The organism is Aeromonas sp. Prich7-2 (assembly GCF_017939255.1).
Taxonomy (GTDB): domain Bacteria; phylum Pseudomonadota; class Gammaproteobacteria; order Enterobacterales; family Aeromonadaceae; genus Aeromonas; species Aeromonas caviae.
Genome location: NZ_JAGKRI010000117.1, coordinates 202196 through 217073 on the forward strand (window position 1 = coordinate 202196; position 14878 = coordinate 217073).

Consider the following 14878-nt stretch of genomic DNA (forward strand, 5'->3'; position numbering starts at 1 on the left):
CAACCAATGAGCGAACCAACCATGACACAGACACCCTGGTGGCAAAGCGCCGTGATTTACCAGATCTACCCCAAAAGCTTTCAGGATTCCGGCGCCCGTGGCACCGGTGATCTCAAGGGGATCATGGCCCGCCTCGACTACCTCAAGACCCTCGGCGTCGATGCCCTCTGGCTGACCCCGGTCTATGTCTCCCCCCAGGTGGACAACGGCTACGACATCGCCGATTACCTCAACATAGATCCCGCCTACGGCACCATGAGCGATTTCGAGGCCCTGCTGGGCGCCGCCCATGCGCGCGGCATCCGCATCGTGATGGATATCGTGGTGAATCACACCTCCACCGAGCACGCCTGGTTCAAGTCGGCGCTGGGGGACAAGCACAGCCCCTATCGCGACTACTACATCTGGAAAGATCCGGTGGACGGCGGCGTGCCCAACAACTGGCAATCCAAGTTTGGCGGCAGCGCCTGGGAGCTGGACCCGGCCACCGGCCAGTACTACCTGCACCTCTTTGCCCGCGAGCAGGCGGATCTCAACTGGGAGAACCCGGCCGTGCGCGCCGAGGTGAAGAAGATCATCCATTTCTGGGCGAAGAAAGGGGTCGACGGTTTCCGCCTCGACGTCATCAACCTCATCTCCAAGGATCAGGCATTCCCTGACGACGAGGTGGGGGATGGCCGCCGCTTCTACACCGACGGGCCGCGCATCCACGAATTTTTGCAGGATGTGAGCCGCGACGTCTTCGCCCCCGTGGGGGCCATGACGGTGGGCGAGATGTCTTCCACCAGCCTGGAACACTGCCAGCGCTATGGCGCGCTGGATGGTTCCGAGCTCTCCATGGTGTTCAACTTCCATCACCTCAAGGTGGATTACCCGGGCGGCGACAAATGGACCAAGGCCCCGTTCGATTTCCTCGAACTCAAGCGCATCTTCAACCACTGGCAGAGCGGTATGCATGGCAAGGGGTGGTCGGCGCTCTTCTGGTGCAACCACGATCAGCCGCGCATCGTCTCCCGTTTCGGTGACGAGGGCGAACAGCGGGTAGTGGCCGCCAAGATGCTGGCCAGCACGCTGCACGGCCTGCAAGGCACCCCCTACATCTATCAGGGGGAGGAGATCGGCATGACCAACCCCGGCTATCAGCACATCGACGACTATCAGGATGTGGAGAGCCGCAACATCTTCGCCATCAAGCAGGCGGAAGGGATGAGCGAGGCCGAGATCCTCGCCATTCTCGGCGCCAAGTCCCGGGACAACTCGCGCACCCCGATGCAGTGGAGCGCCGCCGCCAACGCCGGTTTCACCAGCGGGACGCCCTGGCTCAAGCCAGCCGCCAACTACCCCGAGATCAACGCCGAGGCGGCGCTCGCCGACCAGCACTCGGTGTTCTGGCACTATCGGGATCTCATCGCCCTTCGCAAGGCGCACCCCATCTTCACTCAGGGAGATTATCAAGAGCTGCTGACCGGGCATCCGCAGATCTGGGCCTATGTCCGCCGCACCAACGGTCAGACCCTGCTGGTTGTGAGCAACTTCTACGGCGAGCCGGTGGAGTTTGCCTTGCCTGCCGAGCTGCAAAGCGGGGAGGGGCGACTGCTGCTTGGCAACTACCCGGATAGCCCGGCCCGCCCGCAATCCTGCAAGCTGCGCCCTTACGAATCCCTGATCTGGCTGATGGAGCAATGATGACTGACGCAACAACAGTGCAGCGGCCCGCCGTGCGTGGCCCCGAGTGGCAGAAGATGGTGGCGGGAGCGCCCTATGATGCAGGGGACCCCGAACTGCGGGCTGCGCGGGAGCAGTGCCGCGCCCTGCTGGGAGAACTGAACCGGGAGCGAACCGATGCCCCTGACTGGGATGAGCGCCTCACCCGCCTGCTGGGTGGCCGCGCAGAACGCTGTTTCATCACGCCCCCTTTCTTCTGCGACTATGGCGCCAACATCTTTGTCGGCGAGAATTTCTACGCCAATTTCAACTGCACCATCCTGGATGTGTGCGAGGTACACATAGGCGACAACGTGCTGCTGGCCCCCGGAGTGCAGATCTACACCGCTACCCACCCGGTGGCGGTAGCGCCGCGCATCAAGGGGGTGGAGTTCGGCAAGCCGGTGCGTATCGGCAACAACGTCTGGATTGGGGGCAGCGTCGTCATCTGCCCGGGCGTCACCATAGGGGACAACAGCGTCATCGGGGCGGGATCAGTTGTCACCAGAGACATTCCGGCAGGCGTGGTGGCGGTCGGCAATCCCTGCCGGGTCTTGCGCCCCATGACGGCAGAGGAGCTGGCGCCCGGAGAACCTGGCTGACACAGAAGGGGCAGGCCGTACCTGCCCCTGTTCGTTTCCCTGACGGCGCTCCCGCAATGCCGGCAAGGCTTCGGCGCAACCCCCTCTTTACCCGGGCAGCAAGGCGCCGCAACGCTTGTGCTGTCCCATGACCACCAGAGTCTTGAAACTGCGCACCTGGTCCCTGGCATGGAGCACCCGACGGGTGAACTGCTCGTAACTTTGCATGTCCCTGGCGGCCACTTGCAGCACGAAGTCCTGCTCCCCCGTCACATACCAGAGATCCATCACCTCGGGTTCCCGCTGCAGGCTGGCGATCATCTCATCGACGATGCGGCCATGATCCCGCTCCAGGGTCACCAGCACCAGCATGGTGATGGGCCAGCCCATGGTGGACGGTGCCACCAGCGCCACTTCCCGCTCGATGAGACCGGACTCCCGCAAGGCGCGGACGCGGCGGTAGCAGGCTGGGGCGGAAAGACCGACCCTGTGGGCCAGCTCCGGCGTGGGCAGACGAGCATCCTGTTGCAGCTCGGCGAGGATGAGCAGATCAAATTTGTCGGTCATGGGGTTCATTAGATAAAAATTATCGCACAAGGCCAGTATTAGACCGGTTTACCCAAGTATCCAGATATATTTTATTGCTCATCGTCCTGCCCGGTATGAACACCATGCAACCCAATCCCAATGCCCTCTCCTCTCTTCTGGCCGTCCTGCTCGCCATGTTGTCGATCACCCTCGGCGCCTCCCTGGCCAAATCCCTGTTTCCCTTGCTGGGTGCCGCAGGTACGACCCTGTTCCGGCTGGGGTGCGCCGCCCTCCTCCTCTCCCTGGTGTTTCGCATCTGGCGTGCCCCCCTCGACCGACGCACCCTGCTGGGCGCCATCCCCTACGGCCTGTCGCTTGGGGCCATGAACCTGCTCTTCTATCTGGCCATCGCACGCATTCCCCTCGGCGTAGCCCTGGCCATCGAGTTCATCGGCCCCCTGACGGTGGCTCTGATCTCCTCACGCCACCGGGCGGACTTCATCTGGCTGATACTGGCCATCGCCGGGCTGCTGCTGCTCTTGCCCCTGCGGGCAACACAGCAGGCCATCGATCCCCTGGGTGCCGCACTGGCTCTCGGGGCTGGCCTCTTCTGGGGGCTCTATATGCTCACCGGAAAGCGGGCAGGAGCCTTGCTGGGCGCACAGGCTCCGGCGCTGGGCATGTGGGTGGGCACCCTGCTGGTATTGCCCTTCGGGCTTGAGGGTGCGATCGAGGCTTCATTCACCGTCCCCGTGATCCTCACCATCATCGGGGTGGGGCTGCTCTCGAGCGCCATCCCCTACTCTCTCGAGATGTTTGCCCTGCGCCGCCTTCCCCTCAAGAGCTACGGCATTCTCACCAGCGGTGAACCGGCCATGGGAGCCTTGATGGGACTGGTATGGCTGGGCGAGCAGTTGCCCCCGTCCCAATGGCTCGGGATAACCGCCATCATCGCCGCCTCCATGGGCACCACCTGGCAGGCGGGTCGTCGACAAGCCGGCTCCGCCTGAACCAAAAAAAATCGGGGCCGGCGATGACCGGCCCCGGGGATGGTACGAGCGCGTCAGGACGAGTAGTCGTAACAGCGTTTGAGCTCGCCGAAGTCATAGAAGAAGCTGCCCACCGCAATGGGGGAGCAACCTGCCTTGAAGGCGAGCTCCTTCTCGTTGTAAAGCATCTTCACCAGCACCCGGCCGGCCTCGTTGCGGTAGACATCCCACTGGATATTGGCCGCATAGGGAGAGACCCAGCCGCCACGCCATTCGTTGTTTTCCTGGCTCATCAGCACGCCGGGCTGGGCGCTCTGGCGGCTCCCTTCCAGCTTCATCAGGGCCGCCAGCGGGATCAGGGTCTCCGCATGGGCGAAGCGCAGCTTGGCGACATGCTCGCCCGCCTCTTCCACCACCTGGGTCTGTACCTCGTTGAAGAGGCCGTCAAGCAGGGGCTGGGCCACGGCGTAGGTGGTGCTCTGGCTGGCAAGACTCGGCCCCTTCTCGTAGAAGTCCTCGGCATCGGAAAGGTAGGAGAACCAGGCAGACTCCTCTGGCGTGATGAACTGCTCGAAATCCCAGGACCCGCCTTGTGCCTGCGCCTCCCGGATCATCCCCGGGCCGATGATGAAGAGGTTGTAGAGCATGAGGGCGGCGTCCACCTCGTCGCGCACATGGGTCTTGCCGCCGTCTTCCGGATTCACCGCCACGTAATCCACCCCGGCGGCCAGCTCGTCGACGAAGGCCTTGCTGTAGAGACGCTCGAGCATCTCGCGGGCCATCACCCGGGTCCTGGGCAGGGCCTTGAGCGCATCGAGGGCCTCGGTCAGCTCGGGAGCGGGAGCCACCCCGTTATCTTCGTCCCCGACAAAGGCCTGATAGGCCTGGAAGGTGGGCAGATACCGGGTGTACTCCCCCTGCGGCTCGGTCTTGTGGAAGTAGAGCTCGAACTTGTTGCGCAGCCCCTTGTCGATCTCGGAAGGGTTCTCCTGGCTGACGTAACAGTCGGGGCTGTCTGTCACCAGAGAGACCCGTTTGGCCAGGCTCTGCATGAAGAAGTAGGCGCTTTCGTTGGCGCGATCCTTGCCCGATGTCTCGACCTTGAGGCAGAGGGGAGTCGATTCAGTGGCCAGCAGGGTGGGCAGCCGTTCGGCGAGCCGGGTCGCCAGGTTGGCGTGCTCCTCCTTACCGAGCGCACTCAGCAGGCCATAGCCGAGGGTCTGGTTGGCGGCCGTGACGGCGTCCACCTTGGCGCCGAGCCGTTGGCCCAGCTCGGTCAAGGCCCCCTGCCTCGCGGCATCCTCCCACACCAGCTTGGTCAGCACATCGTATTTGGGGCTGGACAGCGAGCGGGAGCCATGGCGTGCCACCAGTTCGGTGAAGACGGGACTAAAGCCTTCAGGGGCAACCTCATAGCTGTTCATTGCCTGACGGGCGGCATAGACCGCCTTGGTGCTGTATTGATAGTCGCCGACGGCAGGCGAGGAGGAGTCGTTGCCCGAATTGCAGCCGCTCAGCAGGGTGGCCGCCACGCAGGCGGCAAGGGAAGAGACGCGAAACATAGCCATCCTTGAAGCAGTTTTAAAATGAAACCGCACAGTACGCACCGGATGTGACAATCCGGTGTCAGGTCTGGGACATGCACCTCTCTCCGGAAGGGTGACTCCCCTCCAACCCGTCTATGTCCCCCCCACAAAACATCATTCATATTTTTTGAACGTGTAGGCCAGTTTATCTCGCTAACAATGACCGGGTGAGGCGCTTAATATTCACGCATCGCTTAGGCAGGAGCGCCAAGCCGCAAAACAACTGGTCGTTCATGGCCGTCCCCCATCCATATGGGTGACAAACATCCGTGACAAAACAACACACCATTTGAATGACCTCTTGCAAGGATGCATTGATGCAGGCCTGTCAGGCCTTGCCAATGACATAAAAACCAAGAGAGTGAATGAACATGAAAAACGTGATCAAGATGCTGGCCGTTGCAGGCCTGATGAGCGCCGGTGTTGCCCAGGCTTCCGTCCCCGCCGACTTCAACGCCACCCCGGGTGTGCTGTTCGTGAACTGGCATGCCAGCGCCGCCATGGCCGGCAAGGCCAACCCCATGCTGGAGGTGCGCGATGAATCCGGTGATCTGGTAGCCTCCGTCCACGCCAACCTGATGGGTACCCAACAGGTACAGATCCCGAGCCGCGCCCAGGGCAACCTGACCGTCAGCCTCGGCGATCAGAGCAGCGATTACCGCATCCCGTTTGGCATCGGCAGCGGCAATCCCCGCTGATCAACGCAGACGACTTCCCTCCAGGGTCTGGCAAAGACACGCCGACCAGGCGAGAGATCAACGACAAGGGCGCCATCAAGGCGCCCTTGTCGTCGTTGCCGTCGGCACGCACGGCTACTGGGTGAAGACGGGACCGAAGCCGGATCCCCACAGGATGGCCGTGGCAGCCAGCACGCAGACCAGCAACACCAGGCCGACCGTCACCACTGAGCTGGCGTAGATGAATCCCTGCTCCTTGGTGATGTGCATCAGGATGGGCACGCCGATATAGAGCAGGTAGACGGAATAGGTCAGCCCGACCAAACCGATGAGCATCACGAACCAGAGATGCGGGAAGAAAGCGGAGAAGCCCACCATGAAGAGTGGCGTGGAGGTGTAGGCCGCCAGCTCCAGCGAGGTCGTGTAGCTGGGATCCGAGCCGAAGGTATGCCCCATCCAGTGCACCAGATAGGAGAGTGCCAGCACGCCGATGATGAGGGTCACGTACATGGCGACCGACAGCTTGAATGCACTGTTGGCGGTCAGGGTGATGGGATCACCGACCCCGATGCTCCAGCCGATGTGAACGGCGGAATAGTAGGCGCAGATGGGAGGGATAAGGGCCACGAGCAGGATGTGGGTCAGACTGTTTCTGAAGCTGTCGTGCCGCTCGTCTATGGTATGCCATTCGGTGTGGGGATGGGCATACAATCCCCATAAGTGATTCAATATCATAGCGTTATTCCTTCTCTACATCGGTGGTTGGCGGATCGATACCGGGCTTTCTCCTCTGATTGCGTCATGTCCGGGCGCTGGTGGCGCCATCGCTTGCCATGGCATGCGATGACTTTAAATAAAGTCGCTCCACCGCCGCTGCGTCAAGCAGGGTCGCCGAGCCAGCCGGGAGGGATGGGAAGACAGCAGGAGGGCACCGGAGGCGGGCACTGATGGCACCCGCCGCCGGCACTCCCGTCAATACTGCTTGGTTTTCGAGGCAAAACCCGCGAGGAAGAGACCGGTCAGGAACATGCCGCAGAAGGCTTCGATGGCCGACAGCAGTTGCAGCGGCGAGGAGGTCTGGGAGATGTCCCCATAACCCAGGGTCACGAAGGTGACGATGCTGAAATAGAGGGAGCGCCCCAGATGGCCGTGGGTTGCAGACTCCGGTGCCAGGAAATAGGTCAGGGTCGCCAGCAGGATCACCCCCATCGACATCAGCAGGCTTCTGATGGGACGCTCCCCAAACCCCCAGGTGATGAAGCTGATGAACTTGCCCGCGCACTTGAGATAGCACAACAGGGAGAGCCAGCACTTCGTCATCGGACCGCTGCGCAACCAGCGCTCCCGGAACAGCTCCCGCGGGCTCGCCAGGGACTTCATCTCGTGCAGCTTCTCCTTGTAGTAGCACTCGCCGGCGTCGACGGTGTCACCCACGCTGGAGAAGAGACGCTTGGCATTGCGATAGAGTTTGCTCGCCTCGTTGTGGTCGATCCGCCCATTGTCGTTGTAGACCACCTCCACCTTGTCCAGGTTGGTGTGCTCCATGGTGGCATCGAAGTTCTTGGCGCTGACGCTGAAGTTTTTCAGCACCGCCCGGGAGGAGTGGAAGCGGATCTCCTCGCACTCTATGGTGAAGTCCTGAAAGACCCCGTCCTCCAGCGCCAGCTCCCGCTTCTTGGCCCAGGCCCTGTGGTCCCACAGCAGGGAGTCGAACAGATCGAGCCCGATCACCCCGCCATTGACCCTGACCCCCTTGGCCGAGCAGTGCCACAGATAAACCTTGGAGTTGTTGACGGCCCCATCGAGAGAGAGCTCGTCGAGACAGGTAAAATCGAGCAACCGGCCGGAGATGATGGGGCTTTTGAGGGTAACACCGCCGATGTTGAGCAAACGATGCTTGCCCAGCACCTGGGCCTCCCCCTTGTTGTTCTCCGAGACCGAAAGCAGGCTTTGCACCCGTTTCACCTCGTCATTGCCATGTTTTCCCGCCAGCCACATGCTGTAAGGCTCGAAACGGGTCTCCGAGCGGATGAGGCCGCTCTTGCGCAGGGATTCCAGTGCACTCGAGGCGCTCTCATACAGGCGGACCTTGTCGTCGCTCATGTAGACACAAAGGCTCAGCACGCAGCGGGAGCTGATGAAGCGGGCGATGCCGATCTGGAAGATCACGCTTTTTTCTATCTTCTGCTCCGCCATCCAGTCGTCGAAATGGGGCAGCGACGCCACCAGCAGCGCCCAGATACGGGGATAATCGTTCTCACGCCGTCACTCGTTGAATTGCTCGGGGGAAAGCAGCCAAAGCTCTGTTGCATTCATAGATGACCTCAGTAATGGAGTTGTTCTCGTCGGTGATTCTCTGTCAAGTGCAACCAATAGAAGCGAGCTTACAACAGCAACGAATGGCCCCTAAGAATCAGGAGAAAAAAAGTTAACCATTTGAAAAAAATGCATAAATGCTTTCTCACACACCAAAAAATGAACGCTCAGAGATAAAAAAAACTCCCGACCGGGAGCTTTTTCTATGGGCAGTACGCGATGGCGTTACGCCTCCAGGCTGATGCCGATGTTGGAGACGCCGTCCTGGGCCGCGAAGGCGCGGATGGCAAGGATGCGATCGCTGTCCCGTTCATGGGCCACCCGTTTGAGCAGTTCGACCTGGAACTCCAGCTCGGCCTCCATGTACTCGTGCTCATAGAGCTCCTCATCGCTGAGATCCCGCTCTTCCAGCATCTCTATGAAGCCGGCGACCGTGCCGACAGACGCATGGCTGGCGTCGTTGGCCTCTTCCCCCACCCGGCAGATCACCGAGTTGTAGGCACAACCCAGCGCCACGCAGGCGTCCAGTGCCGGATAGGCGCCGTAGGATTCAAACTTGCGGGGATCGGGAATGTAGACTTCAAACGCTTCCAGAATGGCACCAAGATTGACGCGGGATCCCTTGACCGTCAGGTAGTTCCACATCTGATCCAGCGCGTGACGGAATGCCCTCGCATCCCCGAAACCGGAGGCCTGGGTAAAGAGCACATAGTTGGGGTACATGCGCTCTGCCAGCGCCAGGGTATAGACGGTTTGCTGCCAGGGCTGCAGCTCGGCCAGTCGCTTATAAAACTTGTCACCAAACACTGGAGTCGGATCCTTTGCAAAATGTGGGGCAGATTGTAGCCCACGAGGGCCCCGTCTAAAAATGAAAAAGCGCCCTGCTCGACTATCTTGCCCGATCAACTGGGGTAAGATGGAGACAGCATCCCTCTCGCCTTGCCATAAACACGATAAGGAACAAGAGTATGAGCCAACGTACCCTGCTGCTGTTGAGTCAGGACAACAGCCACTATGAACGCCTGCTCAAGGCGGCCCATCTTCCCCATCTGCACATTCTTCGGGCCGACAATCAGGCCGAGGCCGAACAGCTTATCGGTGACGCTCATATCCTGATGGCCGAGCCTGCCCGGGCCAAGCCGCTGCTGGCCAAGGCCGGCAAGCTCAGCTGGCTCCAGTCCACTTATGCCGGGGTCGACGTGCTGCTGGACGCCAGTTGCCGCCGCGACTACCTGCTCACCAATGTCCGCGGCATCTTCGGCCCCTTGATGAGCGAGTATGTGTTCGGCCATCTGCTCAGCCTGACCCGCCAGTTGCCACTCTATCGCGAGCAGCAGCAACAGGGCGTCTGGCAGAGCCATCCCTATCAGGGCTTGAAGGGAAAGACGCTGCTGCTGCTCGGCACCGGCAGCATAGGGCAGCATATCGCCCACACCGGCAAACATTTTGGCATGAGGGTGCTCGGCATCAGCCACAGTGGCCGTGAGCGTGCCGGGTTCGATCAGGTGTACCAATTGCCGGCACTCAACAAGATGCTGGCCCAGGCCGATGTCATCGTCAGCGTGCTGCCCGCCACCCGCGAGACACGCCATCTCTTCACCGCCGAACGCTTCGGCCACTGCAAACCGGGCGCCATCTTCTTCAACGTCGGCAGGGGCAATGCCGTCCATGAGGGGGATCTGCTGGCGGCACTGCAAGCCGGCAAGCCCGCCATGGCGGTGCTCGATGTGTTCGAGCAGGAACCCCTGCCCGCTGACAGCCCGCTCTGGCACCAGCCCAATCTCATCGTGACGCCCCACAACAGCGCCTACAGCTTCCCGGAAGATGTGGCCCAGATCTTCATCCGCAACTACATCCGCTTCATCGATGGTCAGCAGCTGGACGGCAGGATCGACTTTGACAAGGGTTATTGAAGCCGTTCTGCAATGAAAAGGCCCCGCCAGTTTGCGGGGCCTTTTTCGTCAGGAGGGAGCCGTTCAGCCCGCCTCCATCTCTTTGCGGTAGCTCTTCACCTTGGCGAGGAACTGACGCTTGTCCTTACCGGAGAGCGGCTCCGCCATCGGCAGCTTGATCTTCATGGGATCCACCGGGCGGTTGTTGATGCGCACCTCGTAGTGCAGGTGAGCACCGGTGGAGCGGCCCGTGTTGCCGGAGAGGGCAATCTTGTCACCCATCTTCACCTTCTGACCCGGCTTGACCAGCAGCTTGCTCAGGTGCAGATAACGGGTCATCAGGGTACGGCCGTGCTTGATCACAACATAGGTGCCTGCCAGCGGGTGGCTGGTTGCCTTGAGGACCACACCATCACCGGTCGCCATGATGGGCGTGCCTACCGGCAGGGCAAAGTCGGTCCCCTCATGGGGCCGGACCTGCCCGGTAATGGGATGACGGCGATTCGGGTTGAAACTGGAGCTGACCCGGTAACGGCTGTGAGTCGGATAACGGCGGAAGCCGCGCTCCAGGCTGTTTGCCTGACCGTCATAATAGTTGCCATCTTCCGACAACCAGGCTGACACGGCCTTGCCCTGGCTGAACACCTCGACCCCCAGCAACTGGGTATTGCCCGTACTCTTACCGTCGACCGTCTCCTGACGGACCAGCACCTTGAACTTGTCACCTTTTTTCAAATCCTTGGCGAAGTTGAGGCGCCACTGGAACAGGTTGGCAATCTTCTGGATGTGGTTGGCCGGGATACCGGCATTGCGGGCGCTGACGTAGAAGCTGCCGTTGATGACACCGTCATAGCTCTTCTGCTGCCACTCTACCTCTTCATTGAGCATGTTGGCGCTATAGGTGTCGTCGGTACGCTCCAGCACCAGGGTCTGCTTGATGTTCAGGCGGATCTTCAACTGCTGCAGAATGTTGTCCTGATCGATCAGCAACTCGATGGTCTGACCGGGTTTGAGACGCGCCAGGTTGTTCTTGGCATCCGCATCCAGCACCTTGTAGAGGGTGGTGGTGGACAGCCCCAGGTTGTTGAAGATGGTGGTCAGGTTCTCGCCATTGCGAACCCGGTAATCTTGCCATTGAGGCGTGGCATCCGCCGGGATGTCGTCTTCGGGAGCGGCTGACTCGACCAGCTCGTGATCCGGAATGTCGTTGAAGTCGGTGTTGTCTTCGTTGGTTGCGGTGCCCGTGGTGGCGATCGGCAACTCCAGACGCAGTGGCCGCTCCAGGATGTCACCGGGAGCTGGCAATACGGCTACCGCTGACAGCGTCATGGCCGTGAGCAATAGCATGGCATAGAAATGCTTGCGGGGAACCGGGGGTTCCCAATTGGCAGCCTGGGCTACCAAGGGACGGAGACGTTTCATCCGCTATCCTGTTATTAGATCTAAGGGTGGTGGTTGTGGGTCTGTTTTTATGAGTTTTTATTATGAAAACCGAATATCTGGCTTTTAGACCTAAATACTTACAAAAAGTTCATAGCTCCATGCACGAAACTCACATTTTATGCATAACCTTCCAGCATGGGCAGAAATGATCGTCATTTTCAGCCATTTTTTTCTATTTTTAAGAATCAAGTCCGGTTGTGGTGCTCTCCGGCCCAGAAAATGTTGCAAAAACATCTCCATGGAGTGGGTATGTCATTGGCAAAATTGTTAAATGTAATCATCCTAATCCTCTTCACCATCGGCGCCGCGCTGCTGCTCGTGCTGGAGATCACGACGGTACGACAGTCTATTCTCGACCAGATGTCGGCCAACCTTGAAACCGCCATCACCGCACTGGGGCTGGTGCTGCAGGGCACTCTGCTCAAAGATGACAAGGTCCTTGCCGAGACCATAGTGAACGCCATGTTCGACGGAGGCTTCGTCAACTCCGTCGTTCTGCTGGATCCGGATGGCCAGGTGCTGTTCCAGAAGGTGTTCCACACCGCACAGCAAAATGTTCCAGGCTAGCTCCCCTCAGTTATCGACATGCCACCGGTCAAGATTGAGCAGGAGTTGACCGACGGCTGGCGCATTCTCGGTACCCTCACGCTCGAGGGACACAAGGGTTACGCCTACCAGCATCTGTGGAACGCCATCAGTCGTACCGGACTTGCGCTGCTCGCCGGCCTGCTGGTGTTCAGCCTGGTGATCACCTGGGTGTGCCGCCGCCTGCTGCGCCCCCTCGAACAGATCAGTCTGCAACTGGCCCGGATCCGCAAACGCCAGTTCAGCGGCAACCTGCCAACCCCGTGGCTTCGCGAATTGCAGGAAGTCGTTGTCTCCATCAACCAGCTGGTCTCTGAACGCAAGCGGGACCTGCTGCAACAGCGGCTCAAGATCACCCAGCTTGGCAAGCACGACGCTCTCCCGACCCACCAGAAGCTCGTTGGGCTGGTCGACACCGATGGCAACACCTATCAGCAGCATTTCTTCTCCACTCAGGGGAGTATCAGGCTCTACAGCCGCCTGCTACCCAAGCACCCCCCCACCACGGACAGTTCGCCGGATGAAATTCGGGGGCTGCTCAACAACTGGCTGACCCAGAAGGCGGAAGGGCTCCAGCTGCCTCTCAGCCTGCTCGGCCATCCAGACTGGGCGCAGTTTGCCCCCGTGCTGGCCAGCGCTCGTGGCAAGACACTGGACTGGCGCTGGGATCTGGCTATCTTCCCTCCCCTGGCCGAGGAGCGACTGACTGCACTCCAGTCCCAGGGGATTGAGCTGGCGTTCAGCAATATCCCGATGAACAACGACAATCTGGCCAGGCTCGACCCCATCAGACCCGTCTTCATCAGTTGCCAGCTCACCCAGTCCCCCCTTTATTGGAACCTGCTCTCCCAATGCCTCCATGCTTCCGGCTACACCTTGCTGGCGGAAGCCGGCGACGTGAGCGATGTAGACATGCTGCGCAGTTGGGGCATCGATGGTTATGCCACTCAGGAGAATGCATCATGAGGATCCCGCTGCTGCTGCTTGCCCTGCTGTGGCAACCGACCCTGCACGCGACCACCATGACCATAGGCACCGGGAGGGAGCAAGGCATCTATTACCAGGTCATCAAGGAGTTCTGCAGACTGGCCAAAAAAAGTGACCCCACGATGCCCTGCAAACTGCAGGCCAGCTCCGGGTCCATCGAAAATCTCCGCCAGCTGAAAGCGGGAGAGGTCCCCTATGCCCTCGTCCAGTCAGACTGGCTCTATCAGGCCAGCCAGGGCACGGGGCCTTTCGTTGCCCAACCACAACGCGAGCTGAGAGCGCTCTTTGCCACCCACGCCGAACCTTTCACCATAGTGGTGCGAGCCGATGGGGATATCACCACCCTGGAGCAGCTCAAGCTGGCCCCCATCGACATGGGCCTGAAGAGTTCAGGGACTCGTCAAACGGCATTGGCCCTGTTCAATGTTTTGGGTGCAAAGGAGCAGGATCTTGATTTGAAGAGCGTCGCCAATCTCTCCGAAGCGTTGTGCAATAAACAGATCGATGCCTATGGCCTCGTCATGGGTCATCCCAACCGTATCGTGCTCGACACCGCCAAGCGCTGCGACGTGCGCTTCCTGGCGATCGAGGGGCCCGTCAGGGACCAGCTGCTCAAGGGGGTCAGGTATTATCAGCGCAGCCAGGTGCCGGCACGCATCTACCCGGGCAACCTCAAGGCAACCCCGACCTTCGCCATCGCGGCCACCCTGGTGACCAATGCCGCCACCCCGGATGACGAGGTCTATCGGCTGACCCGGGCCATGCTGAGCCAGCAAACCAGTTTCAACGAACAGACCTATGGCTATGCGAACCTGTTTCACAAGGCGCGCAACAAGATTGGCCCGGTGCTGAGTGTCGAACAGCATCCGGGCGCGGCAAAATATTTCGAGGAGTTGAAGGCGGCGGACAAGTTATAGCTGGCGACGGGGGGAGCGCAAATGCTCGCTGGAGAAGCGGCTCTGCATTGAGGTCCACTGGGCCAGGCGATCGGCGCTCCCCGCCAGGGTTCCCTCGCGACGAGATTTCATGATCCAGATGCTTTTGGCATCGAAACTGTAAACCGGCTGCAGATCATTGCGCTTGCTCCCCGGCAGGATGCGGCCATTGATGTTGTCCAGCACCAGGGGATCTGACTTGATGGTCGGGAAGTACAACGTCACCATGTGGAACTGGTTGTAACGAATTGCCTTCACATAGGCCAGCCGCAGCTTCTTCTCGTCGACCCCCAGCTCCATCAGGGTGTAGTACTTGGCGATGCTGTAGTCCTCGCAATCCCCTCCTCTCGCCCCGATGAACTCCAGCGGATTGGCCCAATAATCATCATCCCCCCACAGTCTGGGATCCTCGCTGTAGGTCAGGTTGTTGAAGTAGTTATTCACCAGCTCCAGCTTCTGCTGGTCCGTCGTTCCGGCCCTTGGCGTCAGCAGACGAGAGAAGGCCTCGGACCGCTGGATCGCTCTGGCGCCATAGACCGCCTGCATTTTTGCCCTGAGTTCCGGGCTGGCGATGTGTTCGGAAAGACCGGATGCCTGTATGCCGGATCCCAGCAGGGTCAGCGTGCATACAGAGACGAGCAACCATTTCATGACT

Annotated in this window: 12 protein-coding genes and 2 pseudogenes; 7 read left to right on the forward strand and 7 right to left on the reverse strand. The window is 60.3% G+C overall.

The window, feature by feature from the left end; all coding sequences use genetic code 11:
- Positions 1–21: 21 nt before the first annotated feature.
- On the forward strand, positions 22–1686 hold the full coding sequence (gene treC / locus J9892_RS16930; RefSeq protein WP_210538603.1) for an alpha,alpha-phosphotrehalase: 1665 nt from the start codon (positions 22–24) through the stop codon (positions 1684–1686).
- A complete protein-coding gene (locus J9892_RS16935; RefSeq protein ID WP_043152895.1) occupies positions 1686–2306 on the forward strand; it encodes a sugar O-acetyltransferase in 621 nt (206 codons plus the stop codon). Before treC ends, J9892_RS16935 begins: the two co-directional genes overlap by 1 nt.
- Positions 2307–2393: 87 nt before the next feature.
- On the opposite strand, the gene J9892_RS16940 is transcribed toward J9892_RS16935, so the two are convergent.
- Complete coding sequence (locus tag J9892_RS16940) at positions 2394–2852, reverse strand: Lrp/AsnC family transcriptional regulator (RefSeq protein WP_039039724.1); 459 nt, start codon at positions 2850–2852, stop codon at positions 2394–2396.
- A gap of 95 nt (positions 2853–2947) precedes the next feature.
- Between J9892_RS16940 and J9892_RS16945 the strand changes: the two genes are divergently transcribed.
- The gene (locus tag J9892_RS16945) at positions 2948–3823 is read left to right on the forward strand and encodes an EamA family transporter (protein ID WP_043152972.1); all 876 of its coding nucleotides are present in this window, start codon (positions 2948–2950) and stop codon (positions 3821–3823) included.
- 53 nt (positions 3824–3876) lie between these two features.
- Here J9892_RS16945 and J9892_RS16950 read toward each other — a convergent pair whose 3' ends face one another.
- Positions 3877–5370, reverse strand: a complete 1494-nt coding sequence (locus tag J9892_RS16950; protein ID WP_043152899.1) for a histidine-type phosphatase — start codon at positions 5368–5370, stop codon at positions 3877–3879.
- A 383-nt stretch (positions 5371–5753) separates the two neighbouring features.
- Between J9892_RS16950 and J9892_RS16955 the strand changes: the two genes are divergently transcribed.
- A complete protein-coding gene (locus J9892_RS16955; RefSeq protein WP_039039727.1) occupies positions 5754–6086 on the forward strand; it encodes a hypothetical protein in 333 nt (110 codons plus the stop codon).
- A gap of 114 nt (positions 6087–6200) precedes the next feature.
- Here the strand turns inward: J9892_RS16955 and J9892_RS16960 are convergent, their stop codons facing one another.
- The 3 genes and pseudogenes from J9892_RS16960 to J9892_RS16970 all read right to left on the reverse strand — a co-directional run bounded on the left by J9892_RS16960 (position 6201) and on the right by J9892_RS16970 (position 9188).
- Positions 6201–6800: a Yip1 family protein gene (locus tag J9892_RS16960; protein WP_029314835.1), complete on the reverse strand. Its 600-nt coding sequence runs from the start codon at positions 6798–6800 to the stop codon at positions 6201–6203.
- Between the two features lie 237 nt (positions 6801–7037).
- A pseudogene (locus J9892_RS16965) lies at positions 7038–8381 on the reverse strand (potassium channel family protein).
- Positions 8382–8606: 225 nt separating this feature from the next.
- Entirely contained in the window at positions 8607–9188 is a 582-nt protein-coding gene (locus tag J9892_RS16970) for a YjaG family protein (protein ID WP_042864483.1), read from the reverse strand.
- 161 nt (positions 9189–9349) lie between these two features.
- On the opposite strand from J9892_RS16970, the gene J9892_RS16975 reads away from it, so the two are divergent.
- Complete coding sequence (locus tag J9892_RS16975; RefSeq protein WP_043152907.1) at positions 9350–10294, forward strand: D-2-hydroxyacid dehydrogenase; 945 nt, start codon at positions 9350–9352, stop codon at positions 10292–10294.
- A 63-nt stretch (positions 10295–10357) separates the two neighbouring features.
- Here J9892_RS16975 and mepM read toward each other — a convergent pair whose 3' ends face one another.
- Positions 10358–11695 carry a murein DD-endopeptidase MepM gene (gene mepM / locus J9892_RS16980; RefSeq protein ID WP_041212320.1) on the reverse strand — a complete coding sequence of 446 codons (1338 nt, stop codon included), beginning with the start codon at positions 11693–11695 and terminating at the stop codon, positions 10358–10360.
- Between the two features lie 270 nt (positions 11696–11965).
- On the opposite strand from mepM, the pseudogene J9892_RS16985 reads away from it, so the two are divergent.
- Together J9892_RS16985 and J9892_RS16990 are read left to right on the forward strand one after the other, a co-directional pair.
- Positions 11966–13267, forward strand: a pseudogene (locus J9892_RS16985) (LapD/MoxY N-terminal periplasmic domain-containing protein).
- The gene (locus J9892_RS16990; RefSeq protein ID WP_200164338.1) at positions 13264–14205 is read left to right on the forward strand and encodes a TAXI family TRAP transporter solute-binding subunit; all 942 of its coding nucleotides are present in this window, start codon (positions 13264–13266) and stop codon (positions 14203–14205) included. The pseudogene J9892_RS16985 and the gene J9892_RS16990 overlap by 4 nt, the downstream one beginning before the upstream one ends.
- Here J9892_RS16990 and J9892_RS16995 read toward each other — a convergent pair.
- A complete protein-coding gene (locus J9892_RS16995; RefSeq protein WP_042878306.1) occupies positions 14200–14874 on the reverse strand; it encodes a transglutaminase-like cysteine peptidase in 675 nt (224 codons plus the stop codon). The two genes, J9892_RS16990 and J9892_RS16995, sit on opposite strands and share 6 nt — an antisense overlap.
- Positions 14875–14878 lie beyond the last annotated feature (4 nt).

Excerpts from the sequence above, each read along its gene's own strand:
- treC (WP_210538603.1), top strand. The coding sequence starts at position 22 with ATGACACAGACACCCTGGTGGCAAAGCGCCGTGATTTACCAGATCTAC.
- J9892_RS16935 (WP_043152895.1), top strand. The coding sequence starts at position 1,686 with ATGACTGACGCAACAACAGTGCAGCGGCCCGCCGTGCGTGGCCCCGAG.
- J9892_RS16940 (WP_039039724.1), bottom strand. The coding sequence starts at position 2,852 with ATGACCGACAAATTTGATCTGCTCATCCTCGCCGAGCTGCAACAGGAT.
- J9892_RS16945 (WP_043152972.1), top strand. The coding sequence starts at position 2,948 with ATGAACACCATGCAACCCAATCCCAATGCCCTCTCCTCTCTTCTGGCC.
- J9892_RS16950 (WP_043152899.1), bottom strand. The coding sequence starts at position 5,370 with ATGGCTATGTTTCGCGTCTCTTCCCTTGCCGCCTGCGTGGCGGCCACC.
- J9892_RS16955 (WP_039039727.1), top strand. The coding sequence starts at position 5,754 with ATGAACATGAAAAACGTGATCAAGATGCTGGCCGTTGCAGGCCTGATG.
- J9892_RS16960 (WP_029314835.1), bottom strand. The coding sequence starts at position 6,800 with ATGATATTGAATCACTTATGGGGATTGTATGCCCATCCCCACACCGAA.
- J9892_RS16975 (WP_043152907.1), top strand. The coding sequence starts at position 9,350 with ATGAGCCAACGTACCCTGCTGCTGTTGAGTCAGGACAACAGCCACTAT.
- mepM (WP_041212320.1), bottom strand. The coding sequence starts at position 11,695 with ATGAAACGTCTCCGTCCCTTGGTAGCCCAGGCTGCCAATTGGGAACCC.
- J9892_RS16990 (WP_200164338.1), top strand. The coding sequence starts at position 13,264 with ATGAGGATCCCGCTGCTGCTGCTTGCCCTGCTGTGGCAACCGACCCTG.
- J9892_RS16995 (WP_042878306.1), bottom strand. The coding sequence starts at position 14,874 with ATGAAATGGTTGCTCGTCTCTGTATGCACGCTGACCCTGCTGGGATCC.